General features: G+C 65.5%; 18 protein-coding genes. 4 read left to right on the top strand and 14 right to left on the bottom strand.

Features of this window, described 5'->3' with window-relative positions; genetic code table 11:
- Genes CVS48_RS00280 through trxB form a run of 5 tightly spaced genes read right to left on the bottom strand, consistent with a single transcriptional unit; the run spans nucleotide 1 to nucleotide 3756 of the window.
- Nucleotides 1-1134, bottom strand: a complete 1134-nt coding sequence (locus tag CVS48_RS00280; RefSeq protein ID WP_100852831.1) for a hypothetical protein — start codon at nucleotides 1132-1134, stop codon at nucleotides 1-3.
- Nucleotides 1121-1819, bottom strand: coding sequence for a hypothetical protein (locus tag CVS48_RS00275; RefSeq protein ID WP_100852830.1), 699 nt, complete (start codon nucleotides 1817-1819; stop codon nucleotides 1121-1123). Before CVS48_RS00275 ends, CVS48_RS00280 begins: the two co-directional genes overlap by 14 nt.
- Nucleotides 1816-2145, bottom strand: coding sequence for a DMT family transporter (locus CVS48_RS00270; RefSeq protein WP_054424385.1), 330 nt, complete (start codon nucleotides 2143-2145; stop codon nucleotides 1816-1818). The genes CVS48_RS00275 and CVS48_RS00270 overlap by 4 nt, the downstream gene beginning before the upstream one ends.
- On the bottom strand, nucleotides 2142-2810 hold the full coding sequence (locus CVS48_RS00265) for a Smr/MutS family protein (RefSeq protein WP_100852829.1): 669 nt from the start codon (nucleotides 2808-2810) through the stop codon (nucleotides 2142-2144). Before CVS48_RS00265 ends, CVS48_RS00270 begins: the two co-directional genes overlap by 4 nt.
- Nucleotides 2797-3756 (bottom strand): thioredoxin-disulfide reductase, encoded by a 960-nt coding sequence (trxB, locus tag CVS48_RS00260; protein ID WP_100852828.1) that lies wholly within the window; start codon nucleotides 3754-3756, stop codon nucleotides 2797-2799. Before trxB ends, CVS48_RS00265 begins: the two co-directional genes overlap by 14 nt.
- Before the next feature lie 42 nt (nucleotides 3757-3798).
- On the opposite strand from trxB, the gene CVS48_RS00255 reads away from it, so the two are divergent.
- Entirely contained in the window at nucleotides 3799-6186 is a 2388-nt protein-coding gene (locus CVS48_RS00255) for a DNA translocase FtsK (RefSeq protein ID WP_100857454.1), read from the top strand.
- Entirely contained in the window at nucleotides 6186-6809 is a 624-nt protein-coding gene (lolA, locus tag CVS48_RS00250) for an outer membrane lipoprotein chaperone LolA (protein WP_172616241.1), read from the top strand. The genes CVS48_RS00255 and lolA overlap by 1 nt, the downstream gene beginning before the upstream one ends.
- A 220-nt stretch (nucleotides 6810-7029) precedes the next feature.
- Here lolA and CVS48_RS00245 read toward each other — a convergent pair whose 3' ends face one another.
- The 9 genes from CVS48_RS00245 to CVS48_RS00205 all read right to left on the bottom strand — a co-directional run bounded on the left by CVS48_RS00245 (nucleotide 7030) and on the right by CVS48_RS00205 (nucleotide 16938).
- Nucleotides 7030-7443, bottom strand: coding sequence for a RidA family protein (locus tag CVS48_RS00245; RefSeq protein ID WP_100852826.1), 414 nt, complete (start codon nucleotides 7441-7443; stop codon nucleotides 7030-7032).
- A gap of 11 nt (nucleotides 7444-7454) precedes the next feature.
- Nucleotides 7455-8945: an N-acyl-D-amino-acid deacylase family protein gene (locus CVS48_RS00240; RefSeq protein ID WP_100852825.1), complete on the bottom strand. Its 1491-nt coding sequence runs from the start codon at nucleotides 8943-8945 to the stop codon at nucleotides 7455-7457.
- Between the two features lie 14 nt (nucleotides 8946-8959).
- A complete protein-coding gene (locus CVS48_RS00235; protein ID WP_100852824.1) occupies nucleotides 8960-9832 on the bottom strand; it encodes a MurR/RpiR family transcriptional regulator in 873 nt (290 codons plus the stop codon).
- Nucleotides 9833-9870: 38 nt separating this feature from the next.
- Nucleotides 9871-10872 carry an ABC transporter ATP-binding protein gene (locus tag CVS48_RS00230; RefSeq protein ID WP_100852823.1) on the bottom strand — a complete coding sequence of 334 codons (1002 nt, stop codon included), beginning with the start codon at nucleotides 10870-10872 and terminating at the stop codon, nucleotides 9871-9873.
- Entirely contained in the window at nucleotides 10869-11876 is a 1008-nt protein-coding gene (locus CVS48_RS00225; protein WP_100852822.1) for an ABC transporter ATP-binding protein, read from the bottom strand. Before CVS48_RS00225 ends, CVS48_RS00230 begins: the two co-directional genes overlap by 4 nt.
- A gap of 2 nt (nucleotides 11877-11878) precedes the next feature.
- A complete protein-coding gene (locus tag CVS48_RS00220; RefSeq protein WP_100852821.1) occupies nucleotides 11879-12754 on the bottom strand; it encodes an ABC transporter permease in 876 nt (291 codons plus the stop codon).
- 1 nt (nucleotide 12755) lies between these two features.
- Nucleotides 12756-13697, bottom strand: a complete 942-nt coding sequence (locus tag CVS48_RS00215) for an ABC transporter permease (RefSeq protein ID WP_046803377.1) — start codon at nucleotides 13695-13697, stop codon at nucleotides 12756-12758.
- Nucleotides 13698-13964: 267 nt separating this feature from the next.
- Nucleotides 13965-15524 carry an ABC transporter substrate-binding protein gene (locus CVS48_RS00210; protein WP_100852820.1) on the bottom strand — a complete coding sequence of 520 codons (1560 nt, stop codon included), beginning with the start codon at nucleotides 15522-15524 and terminating at the stop codon, nucleotides 13965-13967.
- 115 nt (nucleotides 15525-15639) lie between these two features.
- Nucleotides 15640-16938 carry an amino acid deaminase gene (locus tag CVS48_RS00205; protein ID WP_100852819.1) on the bottom strand — a complete coding sequence of 433 codons (1299 nt, stop codon included), beginning with the start codon at nucleotides 16936-16938 and terminating at the stop codon, nucleotides 15640-15642.
- Between the two features lie 167 nt (nucleotides 16939-17105).
- Here CVS48_RS00205 and CVS48_RS00200 point away from each other — a divergent pair, with 167 nt between their 5' ends.
- Both CVS48_RS00200 and CVS48_RS00195 read left to right on the top strand, forming a co-directional pair.
- The gene (locus CVS48_RS00200; protein ID WP_100852818.1) at nucleotides 17106-17897 is read left to right on the top strand and encodes a deaminated glutathione amidase; all 792 of its coding nucleotides are present in this window, start codon (nucleotides 17106-17108) and stop codon (nucleotides 17895-17897) included.
- Between the two features lie 88 nt (nucleotides 17898-17985).
- Nucleotides 17986-19326, top strand: coding sequence for a replication-associated recombination protein A (locus CVS48_RS00195; RefSeq protein ID WP_100852817.1), 1341 nt, complete (start codon nucleotides 17986-17988; stop codon nucleotides 19324-19326).
- Nucleotides 19327-19365 lie beyond the last annotated feature (39 nt).

Here is a 19365-nt window from a genome sequence, read left to right as displayed (position 1 = left end):
CTAGGGCGCCTTGCAGGCGTTCGCTTGCCGGTTCTCGGGGTCGATGCAAGCCTGCCAGACTTGGTCGGGCAGGGCTTGCATCAGTGTGTAGATCTGCCCCGGCGCCCATAGCCATTGCACGCCGCCGGGGTGCCGGCCCACTGCATCCCAAACCTGCCGACGTTGCGCGGCGCTTAGCGTGAAGCGGCCGTTCGGGCCGCTGTTGCCCTGCGCGAGCACGGCGGTGGGGTCCCGCCGGGCGGCGTAGACCTCGCGGCCATCGCCCTTGGGCTGCACGATGGCCCAGTCATAGTGATACGACTCCAACGCCGGTGCCGCCCAGTTCGGGCCGGGCAGCACCAGAATGGAATATTCCGATGCGCGCTCTGGGTAGGGCAAACCCAGCACCACCCTGTCGTTGTCCCAATCCAGCCGTTGGCGCAGGGTGCGCTGGGCAGGCTTGCCTTGCGCGTCGAACTCCCTGACCTCAATCGCGTCGCCTTGTCTTTCCAGGTAGGAAATCGTGCGCAGCAGGCGGCCGGACGCATCGTGCACGTAGCGCATCAGCGGTTGCGAAGGCTTGTTGCAGGCGTTGGCGCCCTGTTCGGCCAGCCAGCCGTGGCGGTCATAGCGCAGGCAGAAATGCTGCGTGGGGTTGGCACGGCCCGCCGCGTTGCGCGACCGCAGTTCATAGCCGGCAAGCCGCCCCGCGTCGTCGTAAAGAAAGCGCGTTTCGTTGTCGGGCATGGGCAGCGAGGCCTGCCCGGATTCCATCGCCTCGTGTACGGCACGGGCGCTGTATTCGGCGATGCCGCAGACATGCCTGACGCCATCCGGGCCGCGCTCGAATCGCAGCAGGGTAGGGCCGATGGTGGCGCCTGGTTCGGCGGTGTATACGGACCAGTCCACGGCTTCGGCCCAGAGGTAGGGCGTGGCGCGCTGGCCGGTTCGTATGCCAACGGGGGGCTCCCACGTCTTGATGCGCGAGCCATCCAGCGCCAGCAGCGTGTTGGTGTCGTCCAGGCGCACATCGGCGACCACGGTTTCCCGTTGGCCGGATGCCGCCATGGGCTGGCACAGCGCATGCGCCCATGTAGAGGCGAGCGGTAGCGTGGCCACGGCCAGCAGGCGCAGGGCGGACTTAATACGCGGCATTTTGCAAATAGACGATCAGGCCCCAGAGTTCACTGCTGACGCCGCCCAGGCGCAAGGCGCCATGGTCGGTCTGCATCAGCAGGAAGGGGTAGGCCTTGCGTTCCAGCTTGCCGGGCGGGGGCAGCCGGTAGGGCGTGAAATGTTCGCCTGACAGCAGGTACGTATTGGTCATGTCGCCCACGTCCACGTGCAGGTACCAGACGGTCAGGTCGGCGACATTCAGGGCGGGGTCCGTCTCGGGGTAACGCCCGCCCTGGCCGGCAGGAATGCCGCTTTCCAAGACGCCCAGGAACACGCGGCGCGGCCCGGATTGGGCCGTGTAGGTGCCGTCCGTGCCGCGCCGCGCGAAGGTCTGGCGGATGAAGCCCGCGCCCCGGGAACCCGGCACGACCGTGCGCGCGAACATCTCGTCCAACTGGGCGTCGCCAAGCGGGCGGCGCGTGGCGGACAGCGTGTTGAGATCCTGGGTGAAGTCCTTCAGCCACGAGCGGTAGCGGGCCAGTTCGGCGGCGCGGTTGAAATCCTGTGCGGCAGCGTTGGCGTTGGCGTTGGTGGCGTCGGCGGCGGCGTTGGCGGCCGGCAGGTAGCCCAGGCAAGCCAGCCCGGCCAGGCAAGCCAGGCAAAGCCAGGCCGCCTGCCTGCGCCACGACGCGGGCCACCCAAACCGCCCGGTGCGCGCGGTCAATGCGAGACCGATTTCGAAAACACGTTCATCACCACCACGCCGGCGATGATGAGGCCGATGCCGATCAGCGCGGGCGTGTCCAGATGCTGCTTGAACAACACCGCGCCCACGATGGAGATCAGCACGATGCCCACGCCCGACCAGATGGCGTAGGCAATGCCGACCGGGATCTCGCGCAGCGTCAGCGACAGGAAGTAGAACGAGATCAGGTAGCCGAACACGGTGATGATGGACGGCACCAGGCGGGTGAAGCCTTCGGAGCCCTTCAGGGCGCTGGTGGCGAAGATCTCGGCAATGATCGCCACGCCCAGGTATAGCCATTTCATTTGCGCTGTCCTTCGGATTGCCGCAGCAGCACCAGCAGCGCACCGGCGCCGCCTTCGCGTTCGGGCGCTTCGGAAAACGCCAGCACCTCGCTCTTCTGCACCAGCCAGGTGCGCGCCTTGTCTTTCAGCACGGGTTCCAGGCCTTCCGAGCCATAGCCCTTGCCGTGCACGATACGCACGCAGCGGATGCCGTGATCCTGGCATTCATCCAGGAACGACAGCAGCGCATGGCGCGCCTGCTCCACGCGCAAGCCGTGCAGGTCCAGTTCGGCGCCCGCGCGCCATTGGCCGCGCCGCAGGTTGCGCGCAGTGTCGGGCGCGGCGTCGCTGCGCACGAAAGCGGTGCCGCCTTCGGAAAGCAGATGGGTAATTTCGCCACCGTCGGACACACCGATATCGGCGCGTGACGGCGTTTCGCCCAGCGCGTTGGCCCGGCGCAGCGCGGGCGCGGGTTCCGCCACGGGCTTGTGTTCCACCCGGGCGGCCTGCTTGATCGGCGTGACGGACTTCATGGTGCGCTGAAACGCCGCCATGTCGTCCATGGGGGCGGTTTCAGGCTTCTTCAGTACGGCAACCCGCTTGGCGAGCGCTTCGCGTTCGCGCTCGGCTTGCAGGTCTTTCTTCAGGCGTTTCAGGTCGGCCAGGCCGACCTTACTGCCCCGCATTCTCCAACCACCGTTGCGCGTCCAGGGCGGCCATGCAGCCCGTGCCGGCGCTGGTGATGGCTTGGCGGTAGACATGGTCTTGCACGTCGCCGGCGGCGAACACGCCCGGAACGGACGTCATCGTGGCCATGCCGGACAAGCCGCTCTTGGTGACGATGTAGCCGTCTTTCATTTCCAGTTGGCCCTGGAAGATTTCGGTATTCGGCTGATGGCCGATGGCGATGAAGGCGCCCGTGACGGGCATGTCTTCGGTAGCGCCAGTGTCCACGTGGCGTACGCGCACGCCGGTTACACCGCTGTTGTCGCCCAGCACTTCTTCCAGGGTGTGGAAGAGCTTGAGTTCCATGTTGCCGTTCTCGACCTTGGACATCAGCTTGTCGACCAGGATGGGTTCGGCTCGGAACTTGTCGCGGCGATGGATCAGGGTGACCTTGCGGCAGATGTTCGACAGGTACAGGGCTTCTTCGACAGCGGTGTTGCCGCCGCCCACCACGACCACGTCCTGGTTGCGGTAGAAGAAACCGTCGCAGGTGGCGCAGCCGGACACGCCGCGGCCCATGAAGGCCTCTTCGGAGGGCAGGCCCAGGTATTTGGCCGATGCGCCGGTGGCGATGATGAGGGCGTCGCAGGTGTAGATCTTGCCCGTGTCGCCCGTCAGCGTGAAGGGGCGCTTGGACAGATCAACCTTGGCGATGTGGTCGAACAGCATTTCGGTGTTGAAGCGTTCGGCGTGCTTCTGGAAACGCTGCATCAGGTCGGGGCCCTGGACGCCATCCGCGTCGGCGGGCCAGTTATCGACGTCCGTGGTGGTCATCAACTGGCCGCCTTGGGCCAGGCCGGTCACCAGGACGGGGCTGAGGTTGGCGCGTGCCGCATAGACGGCCGCCGTGTAACCGGCGGGGCCGGAACCGAGTATCAAAACTTTAGCGTGGGTGGGCGTGGACATGGGCGGGTATCTTTAGGTTAACGCCCAATTATAATGAGCCGCATGCCGCGTATCTCGACTGCTTCCCCGCGCGCCTCGCGCAACACCCGCAACGGTCCTTCGCCGCTACAAACGCGTATCTCCGCGTTGCTGCGCGAAGCCCGCTGGATCCTATTTGCCGCCCTGGCGGCCTGGCTCACCCTGGTGCTGGCCACCTGGAGCGCGTCCGACCCTGGCTGGTCGCACTCTGTCCCCGGTGACGTCGTGCGCAACCACGGCGGCCGGCTGGGCGCCTACTTAGCAGACATCCTGCTTTATCTGTTCGGTTTTTCCGCCTGGTGGTGGGTCATCCTGCTGCTGCACCGGGTTCGGGCAGGCTACCGGCGCTTGGCCAGCCAGCTTAAAGTAACTAATGGTAAACAGCCGGAAGTGCTGCCGCGTGTCCATTGGGAAGAGGGCATCGGCTTTTTCCTGCTGCTGATAGGGTCGCTGGGCATGGAAGCCCTGCGCCTGGCCAGCCACGGCACGCATCTGCCCGGCGCGTCCGAGACCGCCAGCGGCGCGGGCGGCGTCATCGGCCACATGTTGGCCGATCTGATCAGCCGCAGCATCGGCTTTACCGGCAGCACGCTGGCCTTCCTGGTCATGTTGGCGATCGGCCTGAGCCTGTTCTTCTCGTTTTCGTGGCTGGCCGTGGCCGAGCGCGTGGGCGCATGGCTGGAAGGCCTGGTGCGCCGCGTTCGCGATTCCTACGCCGCGCGCGAAGACCGCAAGGTGGGCCAGGTGGCCAAGGCCGTGCGCACGGAACAGGTCGTGGCCAAGCAGGAAAAGCTGGTGCACGAGCAGCCGGTGCGGATCGAACCCGCCATTACCGTCGTGCCGAAGTCCGAACGGGTAGAAAAGGAAAAGCAGCAGTCGCTGTTTTTTGCCCCGTCGGGCGGTGCCGAGGGCGACCTTCCCGCCATCAGTCTGCTGGATCCGCCGCTTACCAACCAGGAAACCGTCTCCGCCGAGACCATCGAATTCACGTCGCGCCTGATTGAAAAGAAGCTGGCCGACTTTGGCGTGTCCGTCACCGTGGTGGCGGCCCAGGCGGGCCCGGTCATCACGCGCTATGAAATCGAACCGGCTACCGGGGTCAAGGGCAGCCAGATCGTGAACCTGGCCAAGGACCTGGCCCGCGCGCTCAGCCTGGTCAGCATCCGGGTGGTGGAAACCATTCCGGGCAAGAATCTGATGGGCCTGGAACTGCCGAACCCGCGCCGCCAGATGGTGCGTTTGTCCGAAATTCTGGGTTCGCAGACCTATCACGCCAGCCATTCGGTGGTGACGATGGCGCTGGGCAAGGACATCGCGGGCAACCCCGTGGTGGCTGACCTGGCCAAGATGCCCCACCTGCTGGTGGCCGGTACGACCGGCTCGGGCAAGTCGGTGGGGATCAACGCCATGATCCTGTCGCTGCTCTACAAGGCCGATGCGTCGCATACCCGCCTGATCCTGATTGACCCGAAGATGCTTGAAATGAGCGTCTACGAAGGGATTCCGCACCTGCTGGCGCCGGTTGTCACCGACATGCGCCAAGCCTCCAACGCCCTGAACTGGTGCGTGGGTGAAATGGAAAAGCGCTATCGCCTGATGAGCAAGATGGGCGTGCGCAACCTGGCGGGCTACAACACCAAGATCCGCGACGCCATCAAGCGTGAGGAACCCATCCCCAATCCGTTCTCGCTGACGCCCGACCAGCCCGAGCCGCTGGCGCCGTTGCCCACCATCGTGGTGGTGATCGACGAGTTGGCTGACCTGATGATGGTGGTGGGCAAGAAGATCGAAGAACTGATCGCCCGCCTGGCACAGAAGGCGCGCGCGGCCGGCATTCACTTGATTCTGGCCACGCAACGTCCCAGCGTGGACGTCATTACGGGCCTGATCAAGGCCAACATCCCGACGCGCATCGCGTTCCAGGTGTCGTCCAAGATTGATTCCCGCACCATTCTTGACCAGATGGGCGCCGAAACCCTGCTGGGCCAGGGCGACATGCTCTACATGCCGCCGGGCACCGGCCTGCCGGTGCGGGTGCACGGTGCGTTCTGCAGCGACGACGAAGTGCACCGCGTGGTGGAAAACCTGAAGGCGCAGGGCGAACCGAACTATATCGAAGGGCTGCTGGAAGGCGGCGTCGAAGGCGACAACGGCGAAGGCGCCAGCAGCGTCACGGGCATCGGCGGCGACGCGGAGTCCGACCCGATGTACGACCAAGCCTGCGAAGTGGTGCTCAAGCACCGCCGCGCGTCGATTTCGCTGGTGCAGCGCCACCTGCGCATTGGTTACAACCGCGCCGCCCGGTTACTCGAGCAGATGGAGCAATCGGGTATGGTGTCGGCGATGCAGTCCAATGGCAACCGCGAGATCCTGGTCCCCGCTGCCGCTGCCGCTGCCCGAGAGGAAGCATGATGAAGACGTTTCGCCGCCTGGCCGTTGTCGCCGCCCTGAGCCTGGCGCCCGCGCTGTCGTTTGCCGCCAGCGCGCAAGAGCAGTTGAAGTCGTTTGTGGCCACGGTCACGTCGGCCACGGGTTCGTTCTCGCAGTACACGGTGAACAACCAGGGCCGCACGCAGCCCGCGCAAACCGGCGTGTTCTCGTTCCAACGTCCGGGAAAATTCAAGTGGGCGGTGCAGAAGCCCTATGAGCAACTGGTGGTGTCCGACGGTCGCGTGTTGTTCCAGTTCGACCCGGACCTGGCGCAAGTTACTGAACGCAGGGTCGACGCCGCCATCGGCACGTCGCCCGCCGCGATCCTGTTCGGTTCGGGCTCGCTTGAGCAGTCGTTCGATGTGTCGGCCTTGCCGTCCAAGGACGGCGTAGACTGGCTGCGCGCCAAGCCGCGCACGGCGGACGCCGGCTTTTCGCGCGTGGATATCGGCATGAAGGACAACTTGCCGGTGCGTGTGGAATTGTTGGATTCGTTCGGCCAGACCACGCGCGTGGACCTATCGGCCATCAACGCCAACCCCACGCTACCCGCCAAGGAATTCCAATTCACGGCGCCACAAGGCGTGGATATCGTGAAAATGTAGGATGGGTGAAGCGCGGGAGATTGGACGCAAGAACCCGGGCGTCGAACGCGCGTAACCCATCAGGCGAAGGTGGAGGTATGGCCGGCCCCCAGAAGAATTGGGCCGGTGTTTGATGGGTTACGCGCGTTCAAAGTCGGGGTTCTTGCCCCTTGCCTTCCGCGCTTCACCCATCCTACGACGAGCCGGCGTTGCCCAGTTTCGACACACCGGCGTTAGCCGCTTACGGCCGCTTATACGCCACGCAGTCAATTTCCACCTTGGCGTCCACCATCAGGCTGGATTGCACGCAGGCGCGGGCGGGTGGGTTTTCGCCGAAGTATTCCTTGAAGACCTTGTTGAACGACGGGAAATCGCGCGCGTCGTCCAGCCATACGCCGCAACGCACGACGTGTTCCGGGCCGTAGCCGGCTTCCTTCAGAATGGCCAGCAGTTGCTGGATCGCCTTGTGGCACTGCGCGACGGTGCCGCCTTCAATCACTTCCCCGTTTTCCATCGGCACCTGGCCGGACACGTGCAGCCAGCCGTCGGCGGCGACCGCGCGCGCGAACGGCATGTGTGAACCGCCTTGGCCGGTGCCGCCGGCGACGCCGTAGCGGGTGATGCCGTTGCTGTCGGGGGTGGGGGCTTTGCTCATGAGTGCACTCCTTAAATTTGGGTGGATGCGGAAGAATAGGGCGATGCGGCGGCGAAACTGGCGCGCAGGTCGCCGTTGCGTGGCAGCCAGCGGCCGGCGCGCTCGCCGGTGGATTGCCCGTGCCGATAGGACAGCGCGCCGTTGACCCACACGGCCTCGATGCCCGCGGCGGTTTGCACGGGGGCGGCGAAGGTGGCGCGGTCGATGACGGTGTCCGGGTTGAACAGCACCAGATCGGCGTGATAGCCCTCGCGCACCAGCCCGCGCTCGGTCAGGCCGAAGCGGGCGGCGGACAGGCCCGTCATCTTGTGCACGGCCTGGATCAGCGGCAATAAGCCCACGTCGCGGCTGTAGTGGCCCAGCACGCGCGGGAAGGCGCCCCACAAGCGCGGATGCGGCATCGGGTCGTTGGGCAGGCCGTCGGACCCCACCATCGTCAGCGGATGCGACAGCACGCGGCGCACGTCGTCCTCGTGCATGTTGTGATAGACGGCGCCGGCTGGTTGCAGCCGGCGCGCGGCGTCCATCAAGGACACGCCCCAGTCGGTCGCAATGTCGGCCAGCTTGCGGCGGGCCTGCTCGGGATGCGGCACCGACCACGTGATGTCGATATCGAATTCGTCGGTGACCTGCTTCAGGTCCAGCGTGGACGAGCTGGCGGAATAGGGATAGCAGTCGCAGCCCACGTGCTGCATGCGGCCGGCGTTTTCCAGCGTGAACAGCACTTCCTTCGTGCGGCCCCAGTTGCCCGCGCCCGCGCATTTCAGGTGCGACACCACCACCGGCACGCGGGCGTGCCGGGCGATGTCGAAGGCTTCCTGCATGGCGTCAAGAATGGCCGCGAATTCCGAGCGCAGATGCGTCGTGTACAGCGCGCCGAATTCGTCCAGCGCCTCGGCCAGCAGCTTGACCTCGTCCGTGTCCGCCTCGATGGCGGAGGCGTAGGCCAAGCCCGTGCTCAGGCCGATGGCGCCATGCGCCAGCGCCTCGCGCAGTTGCTCGCGCATGGCCAGGACTTCGTCGCGGGTGGCGACGCGGTCCAGGCGGTCCATGTGGTTGCTGCGCAGCGCGGTATGGCCCACCAGCGCGGCCACGTTGACCGCGGGCTGGGCCGCTTCGATCGCGCGCGTGTAGTCGCTAAAGCTGGGGTAGGCGAAGTCGTCCCGGCTACCCAGCAGGTTCATCGGGTCTGGCGGGTCGGCGCGCAGCGACACGGGCGATGCGCTGATGCCGCAGTTGCCCACCACCACGGTGGTCACGCCCTGCGACAGCTTGGGCAGCATGCCCGGCGTGCGGATGACGTTGGTGTCGTCGTGCGTATGCACGTCGATAAAGCCGGGGGCCAGGGCCAGGTCCGTGCCGTCGATGATCTGGCGGGCTTGCGCGCCGGGCAGGGCGCCGATGGCGGCGATGCGGCCATCGGCCAGCGCAACGCTGGCGCGATATTCGGGGCCGCCCGTGCCGTCCAGGACACGGACGTTGCCGATAAGGGTGTCGTACATCTTGGGTTCCAGGTTCAGTCGCCCAGCGGTAAACGGTTGGGGCCGCCGCGATGCTCGTCCAGCGCCAGCTTGATGCGGCGCAGCCGTTCGCGGTTTTCCTCTTGGTTCAGCATGGCCAGTTCGGTTGATAGCAAATCAATGGCCAGCATCATCGCGTAGCGCGATGCCGAGGGTTTGTAGATGAAGTCGGTTTCGTCCGTGCGGATGGGCAGCACCACGTCGGCCAGCTTGGCCAGCTCGGACGTGGCGTCGGTGATGGCGACGATGCGGGCGCGATATTGCTTCACAATGCGCGCCGCCCCGATGATCTCGGGCGTCAGGCCCGACGCCGACAGCACCAGCACGACGTCGCGCTCGTCCAGCGTGGCGGCCACCATGCGCAGCAGCACGGCATCGCTGTATACGGCGATGGGGTAGCCCAGCCGCACCAGCCGCGATTGCACTTCCTGCGCCAGCACGGCGGACGCGCCGCCCATGCCGAACACGTAGATCATCCGCGCGCCATCCACGATGGAGGCCGCCTGTTCGAAAAGCTGTTCGGTAAACGTGGGCAGGTGCGCGCGCAGCGTGCTTTCGATGTCGGCGTAGATGCGCGCGTAGAAGGTGCTTTCCTCGGCCGGCGCGCTGGGGTCCAGAAAGCGGCTGCCCACCGTGCTGGCCTGCGCCAGCTTCATTTTCAGGTCGCGGGTGTCATCGCAGCCCACCGTGCGCGCAAAGCGGGAAATCGTGGCGATGCTGACGCCGGCCTTCGTGGCCAGTTGGTCCACGGTGGCGCTGGCGCCCCAGATGATGTCGTCCAGGATGGCGTCGGCCACCTTGCGCTCGGTCACGCTCAATGCGTCCCGCCGACTGCGTATCTGGAAGACGATGTCGCGGATGATGTTCATGTGGGATTCCTGGGTCGGATCGGGTCAGGGCAATGGCGCTAGGCCGCCAGCTCGGGGGCGTCAAGGCGCGTACAGGCCACAAAGTGGCCCGGACCCACTTCCACCGCTTGCGCCTCGATGGTGGCGCAGGCGTCGGTGGCGTGGGGGCAGCGTGTGCGGAACACGCAGCCGGACGGCGGATTGATCGGGCTGGGGATGTCGCCCTTGAGCAGAATACGCGAACGAGGCGCACGCGGATCCGGCACGGGCGCGGCCGACAGCAGTGCGCGAGTATAGGGGTGACGCGGGCGTGCGTAGACTTCGCTGGTGGGGCCGCGCTCCATGACGCGGCCCAGGTACATCACGACCACTTCGTCGCACAGGTAGTCCACCACGGCCAGGTCATGGGCCACGAACAGCATCGTCAGGCCCAGGTCGCGTTGCAGGTCCTGCAGCAGGTTCAGCACCTGCGCCTGCACCGACACATCCAGCGCCGACACGGGTTCGTCCGCCACGATGAAATCGGGCTCCACCGCCAGGGCGCGCGCAATGCCGATGCGCTGGCGCTGCCCGCCCGAGAATTCATGCGGATAGCGCCGGCTGTGGTCCGCGTTCAGGCCCACGCGTTCAAGCAGTTCGCCGATGCGGGCCGAGCGGCGGTGCTGCGCCAGCTTGTGCGTGTCCAGCGCCTCGCCCAGGATCTCGGCCACCGTCATGCGGGGGTTGAGGCTGGCGTAGGGGTCCTGGAACACAATCTGCATGCGGCGGCGCCACGGCAGCATCTGCTTTTCGTTCAGATGCGTGATGTCCTGGCCGTCAAACAGCAAGCGCCCAGCCGTGGGCTTGAACAGGCGCAGCAAGGCACGGCCCGTCGTGGTCTTGCCCGAGCCGGATTCGCCGACCAGGCCGACGATGGTATTGCGGGGCACGTCAAAGCTGACGCCGTCCACCGCGCGCACGACAGGCGCATTCCGCGCTTGCGACGTGGGAAAGTGGACTTTCAGGTCTTCAATGCGGACCAGCGGGTCTTCGGCCCGCACGGTGGCTTGGGGGCTAGTCATATCGGGTTCACCTTGATGCAGCGCGCGCGGTGTTCGGCCTGCACGGCCACCAATTCGGGCACGGCGGCGCGGCAATCGTCGGCCGCCATGTCGCAGCGCGGCGCGAACGTGCAGCCGGCCGGTAGCGACAGCACGCTGGGCACGTTGCCCGGAATGGCACGCAGGCGCTCACCGGAAGCCAGCAGCGCCGCCGTGGGCAGACAGGACAACAGGCCGCGGGTATACGGATGCGTGGGTTTCTCGAACAGGTCGTACACGCCCGCGTCTTCCACCACGCGCCCGGCGTACATGACCGCCACGCGGTGCGCAATCTCGGCCACCACGCCCAGGTTGTGCGTGATGAACAGAATGCTCATGTTCATCTCTTTTTGCAGCCGGCGCAGCAGGTCCAGGATTTGCGCCTGCACGGTGACGTCCAGCGCGGTGGTGGGTTCATCGGCGATCAGCACCGCCGGGTTGCAGGCCAGCGCCAGCGCAATCATCACGCGCTGGCGCATGCCGCCCGACATCTGGTGCGGGTATTCGTTGACACGCCGGTCGGCGGCGGGAATCTCCACGCGTTCCAGCATTTCGCGGGCGCGCTTGATGGCCGCCGCATAGGAGCCGCCTTCGTGCTGCAACACGGCTTCGGCTATCTGGTCGCCCACGGTGTACAGCGGGTTCAGGCTGGTCATGGGCTCCTGGAAGATCATGGCGATTTCGGCGCCGCGTATCTTCTGCAGGGTGGCGGACGACGCATGGGCCAGGTCGTGCTGCACGCCCTGGCGGTCGCGGAACAGGATCTTGCCCGCTTCGATGCGGCCCGCCGGCTTGGGCAACAGGCCCATGATGGACAGGCTGGTCACGGATTTACCGGAACCGGATTCGCCCACGATGGCCAGCGTTTCACCGCGGGCCAGATCGAAGGTGACGCCGTCCACGGACTTGGCGATGCCGTCGCGGCTGTGGAACCAGGTCTTGAGCCCTTCCACGGACAGCACGACGTCTCGGGTGCTTGCCGTCATGATTACAGCTCCTTGCGCAGGCGCGGGTCGAGTACGTCGCGTAGTCCGTCGCCCACCAATTGCAGCGACAGCACGGACAGCACAATGGCAATGCCGGGAAAAACCATGATCCAGTCGGCCGAGCCCATGTACTGCTGGCCGGCGTTAATCATGGTGCCCCAGGTGGGAATGTCGGGCGAAACGCCCACGCCCAGGAACGACAGGCCGGCTTCGGCCAGGATCGCGTAGGCGAAGATGAACGTGCCTTGCACCAGAATGGGCGACACCAGGTTGCGCAACACGTGCACGGTGACGATGCGCCAGGTGGGCACACCCAGTGCGCGGGCGGCTTCCACGAAGGGCAGTTCGCGGATCACCAGCGTCGAGGCGCGCACGATGCGGGCCAGGCGCGGCGTGTAGACGATGCCCAGGGCAATCACCACGTTGATCAGCGACGGCCCCAGCGCGGCCACCAGCGAAATGGCCAGCAGGATGTCGGGAAAGGCCATCATGGCGTCGATCAGGCGCGACACGAACTTGTCGGCCGAGCGGAAGAAGCCCGCGATGAGCCCCAGCGCAATGCCCAGCACGCTGGACACGATCACGACCGAAAAGCCCACCATCAGCGACAGGCGGCCGCCGTAGATGACGCGGCTGAACACGTCGCGGCCGAAGTCGTCGGTGCCGAACCAGTGGGCGGCGCCCGGGGCCTTGAGCCGGTTCATGATGGACAGCTTGAACGGGTCGTACGGGCTGACCCACGGCGCCAGCAGCGCGGCGGCCACCAGCACGATGATCACGATCAGGCTCAACAGCACGGTCTTGCGCGACACCAACAGGCGCAGCACCTGCCAGCGGTCACCGCTGCCGGTGGATTGGGGGGAAGTTGCAATAGCCATATCAGTAGCGCACCCGGGGGTCGACCAGCAGGTAGAGCAGGTCGATGATCAGATTGATCAGGACGTAGATGGCCGCGATGATCAGCAGCGCGCCCTGGATGACGGGATAGTCGCGGCGCAGCACGGCCGACACCACCAGGCTGCCCACGCCGGGCAGGCCGAACACGGTTTCGGTCACGACGGCGCCGCTGATCAAGAGCGCGGTGGTCAGGCCCAGCACGGTCAGGATGGGAATCAGCGCGTTGCGCACGGCGTGCTTCAAGATGACCTTGCTTTCCGGCAGGCCCTTGGCCCGCGCGGTACGCACGTAGTCGTCGCGCAGCACGTCCAGCATGCTGGCGCGGATGAAACGGGTGATCAGCGCGGAATTCACCAGCCCCAGCACCACGGCGGGCAGGATCAAATGCGACAGGCGCGTGGCCAGCGATGCGTCCGGGCCGCCATAGCCCGACACCGGCAGCCAGCCCAGCTTCACCGAGAAAATTTGCATCAGCAGCAAGCCGAGCCAGAAGCTCGGCACGCTGGAGGTAAACATTGAAAACGACAGCACCGACTGATCCAGCGTGGTGCCGCGCTTGACCGCGGACAGAATGCCCACGGGCAGCGCGATGGCGCTGGCGATCAGCAGCGACATCAAGGTCAGGAGTATCGTGGGTTCGGCGCGGTCGGCCAGCGCCGACAGCACGGGCTTGTTCATGAAGATGGACTGGCCCAGATCGCCCTGCACCAGCTTGCCCAGCCACGACACATATTGCAGCGCCATGGGCTGGTCCAGCCCCAACTGCGCGCGCAGCGCCGCGATGTCCTGCTGGCTGGCCTGCGGCCCCAGCATCACCGCGGCCGGGTCACCGGGCGTGACGCGAATAATGACGAACACAATGGTCGCGACGATAAACATCACAGCCACCAGCCCGACCAAGCGGTTTAAAAGATAACGCAACACGATAAAGTCCTAAAAAGCGTCGTTCGGCACGTCGATTCGTTCGGCACGGCGGCTCGTAGGATGGGTGGAGCGCGGCAGGCCAAGGGCAAGAACTCCATCGCCTGCCGCGCGTAACCCATCAAGCGGTCGTCAACGCCAAACGGTTCGGCCACACGGTCAACGAATCGGCCCTTTCGAACCGGTCCGGTACAGCATCACGTTCCAATGATGGGTTGCGCGCGGCAGGCAATCGGGTTCTTGCCCAAGGCATGCCGCGCTTCACCCATCCTACTTGGGGCTTTTCCAGGCGTTCCAGAAGAACGGCCAGGGGGCGGGCTTGGTGCCTTGCAGCGACGGCGAGCGCGCGGATTGGGAGTTGAAGTCACCGACCTTCACGAACGGCACCTCGTCATACACGGCTTGCTGCACGTCGGCCCAGCGCTTGATCCGTTCTTCCTGCGTGCGCGCCTGGTTGAAAGCGTCCATGACCTGGGCGCGGCGCGGGGTGTCCCACCAGCCCGGTGCGTCTTTCGACGGGAAGTCGATCAGCGCGGGTTCCGGCAGGAACACGCTGTGGGTGATGAAGATGTCCCACACGGCGGGGTCCTGGCGGCGTTGCGTCAGCGTGGCCCAGTCCACCACCTGCATGTCCACCGTGAAGCCGGCGGCCTTCAGGTATTCCGCGGCCACCAGCGCCATCTTGTAATGGAACTCGTACTGCTGGCTGGTCAGGATGCGGATCTTCTTGTCGGCCACGTTGGCACCGTCCAGCAGCTTCTTGGCGGCGGCGGAGTCGGCCTTGTTGTAGACCTTGCCGCCCAGCGACGTAGCCCAGGGGTAGCCTTCCGGATACAGGTCGCCGTTCAGCTTGTAGAAGTCCTTGTTGCCGAAGGCGGCGAACAGCATGTCTTCTTCGTTCAGCGCCAGCTGCACGGCCTGGCGCACGGCCAGGTTGGACATGATGCCTTGCTTGGTGTTGAGCACCAGACGCGGCCAGCCGAAGGGCTTCAACATCACTGGGTCGGAACGGCCACCCTTGAGCTTGTCCAGCGCTTCCACGGGCAGCGAGTCGACGTAGTCGAACTGGCCGGCGGCGGCGGCTTCGGAACGGGTGTTGGCGTTGCTGACCGGCACGAAGCGGATTTCGTCCAGGTATTGCTTGCGCGCGCCGCCATAACCGTCGGGCTCGCCTTCGCGCTGTTTGTAGCCTTCGAAGCGCACCAATTGGATGTACTGGTCCGGCATGCGGGCCTTCAACTGGTACGGGCCCGTGCCGACGAATTCGCTCAGCACCGGCGCGATCTTGCTCTTGGGCATGATGACGGCCGCGGCGTTGTTCATGGCCAGCAGCGCGGTCAGCGGCGCATAGGGTTGTTTCAGCGTGATGCGGATGGTGTTGGCGTCAGGCGCTTCGATGCTGCTGATGACTTTGGCCGCGCCCTTGCCGCGCGTGGCGGTTTCGGTCCAGCGCTTCAAGGACGCCAGCACGTCCGACGAATCCATCTTCGACCCATCATGGAAGGTGATGCCCTGGCGCAGCGGGATCGTATAGATCAAGCCGTCGGGCGTGACTTCCGGCATCTTCTCGGCCAGCAGCGGCGTCAGGTTCCACTTGGCGTCGAACGTGTAGAGCGTTTCAAAGAAATGCTGCGTCAGAATGCCCACCAGGTCGGCGGTGCTGCTCATCGGGTCCAGCGTCGGGGGTTCACCGATGGTGGCGACGGATATCGTGCCCCCCTTGACCGGCGTGGCACTCAGGGCGGGGGACGTCAATGCGGTCAAGCCAATAGCGCCGGCCGCGAGCAGGCTGGTCAGCCCACTGCCTCGCCGGGAGGGTCGGAAGTTCATGATTCTCTCTCCAGAGGGTCAAAAACAGGTTGTCGCGTGATTGGGTGTGCGCCGGGATCCCGGATTTTTTCAGCAGCCCCCTCGGGCCAGGCGCGATGCGGCGGGCGGGGGGCGGTCAGAAAAAGGTTTCGGCCACGTCGGTGACGCGGTACTGCTCGTCCACCAGCAGCACCTGGCGCCACTTGTCGAACGTCAGGCAGGGGTGGGAAATGTCGAAGGCGATCATGTCGCCGACCTGGATGTCGTCGCCGTCGGCGATCTGCATGAAGGCATGCTGGTCCATCATGGCGGTCAGCTTCCACGCCTGCGGCGCGGCGTCCGGCGTGTTTTGGTCGGGCCGCGTCAGGTCGGGCCGCGTCAGGCCCGGACGGAAGTGCAGGGCGGGCGTGGGCAGGCCGGCGTCGAACGCGGCGTCGCGCTTGCCCAGGGCGATGATGGCGCGGCCGGGTTCGGGCAACGATTGCACATAGGCCCAGACCTGCAAGGCGGGCAAGAGGCCCGGTTCCATCTTTTGCGCCACGGGATTGTGGGCGTTGATGCGTTCCGCGGCCGATCGGTAGACGCCCACGTCGTGCGACAGGTAGCAGCCGGGACGCAGCACCACTTCCAGCGGCGCACCGATATCCAGTTGCGAGAATTCCTCGGCCACCACGTCGAACCAGGCCGATCCCGCGCCAGAGATGACGGCGGGGCCGTTCTTGCGCAGGCGGCCCGAGGTGGCCAGCCCGCGCAAAGCGTCGGTGGCGCGGCGCAGGAAGGCGCGGATGGCGCTTTCTTCCTGCAACACGCCTTCATACACTTCAATGCCGGCCAGCGTCAGGCTGGGCCAGCGGCCAATCTCGTCGACCACGGCCTGCAACTGCGCATCATCGCGTACGCCCGTGCGTCCGCCCGTGGGACCCAGCTCGATCAGCACGGGCAGGGTCAGGCCTTGCTCGCCGAAGAACTCGCCCAACTGGGCGGCGTTGGCTGGCGAATCAACAATGCAGAAGAACGTGAATGCGGGGTCTTGCAGCAGGCGCGCAATGATGGCCATGTTGGCGCGGCCCACCAATTGGTTGGCCATCAGCACGCGGCGTATGCCGTGTTGGTACGCCGCGAGCACTTGCGGCGCGGTTGCCAGCGTGATGCCCCACGCGCCATTGTCGATCTGGCGCTTGAACAGGGCGGGGCTCATCGTGGTCTTGCCGTGAGGCGCCAGCTTGACGTGGTACGCCTCCATGAACTGCTGCATCCATTGCAGGTTGTGGCGCACGCGCGCCTCATACAACACCGCCACGGGCAGGCTGACGTCTTCGTTCAACAGGTTCCAGTTCAGCGCGGCCACACCGGCCGTCGTACAGGACTCAGGAAACGCGCCCAGGCCTTTGCCGTTCACATCCAACAAGGCGGCGGGGGAAGAGGAATTGGTCATGGCGGGCGCTCGGATCTGGAAAATATTTACGTGAAAGTTTGTTTTTTTCATTATCGTGAAAGAAATTTACAAGCGGCAGCTAGGGCTTACCCGTAGGCTGTGTCAGGGGCAGGTTGGCGCGACAATAAGGAATCCGCGAAACCACCGCGCGCCATGAAGGAAAAGCCATGTTGAAAGTCGCTTTGGGCCAGTTCGCCGTCAGCCGAGTCTGGGAAGAAAACGCGCAGGTCTGCATTGACCTGATGGAGCGCGCCAGCGCAGGCGGCGCGGGGCTTTTGGTCTTGCCCGAGGGCATCCTGGCCCGCGACATTACCGACCCGCAAATCGTGCTGAAAGCGGCCCAGTCGCTGGACGGCCCTTTCATGACCCGGCTGCTTGAAGCCAGCCGTGGTTCGTCCCTTGCCACCATGATGTGCGTGCACGTTCCGACGGGCGAAGGGCGGGTCTGGAATACTTTGGTTACCGTCCAGGATGGGCGGATCGTGTCGCAATACCGCAAGTTGCACCTGTATGACGCCTTCACGATGAAGGAATCCACCAACGTCACGGCCGGCACCGAGCTGCCCCCGCTGCTGGACATTGGCGGCCTGCGCGTGGGGCTCATGACCTGCTATGACGTGCGTTTTCCTGAACTGGCGCGCCGCCTGGCGCTGGACGGCGCCGACCTGCTGGTGCTGCCTGCGGCCTGGGTGCGCGGCCCGCTGAAGGAAATGCACTGGGAAGTGCTGGTTACGGCACGCGCGCTGGAAAACACCTGCTACGTGGCGGCCACCGGGGAATGCGGCGAACGCAATATCGGTTGCAGCATGGTCGTGGACCCACTGGGCGTGGTGACGGCGCGTGCGGGCGAGGGGCCGGCGCTGGTGTTTGCCGATATCGACCCGGAACGCCTGGCGCATGCGCGCAAGGTGCTGCCGGTGCTGGCCAACCGCCGCTTCGCGCCGCCCGAACTGGCCTAGTCGCCGCCGCCCATTCCACGGGGCGGAGGCGGCGGTCATGGTGTAATGCTGACTTGTATTTCTTGCCGTCTTCCCCCATCTGCTGCCAATGAGCAACGATCTCTTCGCGGCCGATCCTGCGCATCGGCCCTATGTGCCCCTGGCCGAGCGCCTGCGCCCGCGTTCCTTGTCCGACGTGGTCGGGCAGTCGCACCTGCTGGGCCCTGACAAGCCGCTGCGCGTGGCGTTTGAGTCCGGCCGTCCGCATTCCATGATCTTCTGGGGGCCGCCCGGCGTGGGCAAGACCACGTTGGCGCGCCTGATGGCTGATGGCTTTGATGCGCAATTCATTGCCATTTCGGCGGTGCTGGGCGGCGTCAAGGACATTCGCGAAGCCGTCACGGTGGCGCAGGTGGCGCAAGGCCAGGGCCGCCGCACCATTCTTTTCGTGGACGAGGTGCACCGCTTCAACAAGGCGCAGCAGGATGCTTTTCTGCCTTATGTGGAAAGCGGGCTGTTCACCTTCATCGGCGCCACCACGGAAAACCCGTCTTTCGAAGTCAATTCGGCGCTGTTGTCGCGGGCCCGGGTATATGTGCTGCAGTCGCTATCGCCTGAAGAATTGCAGCAACTGGTCGACCGCGCGGTACACGCGCTGAACGAAGGGCTGGACGACGGCGAGTCCATCCGCGTCGAATCCGACGCGCGCGAACAGTTGGCCGCCTGGGCCGATGGCGATGCGCGGCGCTTGATCAGCGCGGTGGAAGTCGTGGCGGAATCCGCGCAGTCGGCGGGCCGCGATACCGTGGATGCGGCGTGGCTGGAAATATCGCTGTCGCAGAACCTGCGCCGTTTCGACAAGGGCGGCGACGCGTTCTACGACCAGATCAGCGCGCTGCATAAATCGGTGCGCGGCTCCAATCCCGACGCCGCACTGTATTGGTTCTGCCGCATGATCGACGGCGGAGCCGATCCCAAATACCTGTCGCGTCGCCTGGTGCGCATGGCGGTGGAAGACATCGGCCTGGCCGACCCGCGCGCCACCGACCTGGCCGTGACCGGCGCCGACATCTACGAGCGCCTGGGTTCGCCCGAAGGTGAGCTCGCGCTGGCGCAAGCGGTGGTCTACATGGCGTGTGCCGCCAAGTCCAACGCCGTCTACAACGCCTACAACCAGGCGCGCCAGTTCGCGGCCGAACACGGCAGCGCGCCGGTGCCCATCCACCTGCGCAACGCGCCCACCAAGCTGATGAAGCAACTGGGCCACGGCAAGGCCTATCGCTATGCTCACGACGAGCCGCATGGCTACGCCGCCGGCGAACAATATTTCCCTGATGGACTCAAGCCTTCCTTCTATCGGCCGACCGATCGCGGCCTGGAGGCTAAAATCCAGCAAAAGCTGGCATTCCTGCGCGAGCTGGACGCACAGGAACGCGCCAAGAACCGGTAACGGGCCTTGCCCGTTGCTTTCACTAGAACCTCAACCGAC

This window comes from Achromobacter spanius, from assembly GCF_002812705.1.
GTDB lineage: Bacteria > Pseudomonadota > Gammaproteobacteria > Burkholderiales > Burkholderiaceae_B > Achromobacter > Achromobacter spanius.
This window is presented reverse-complemented; position numbering and strand designations above follow the sequence as displayed.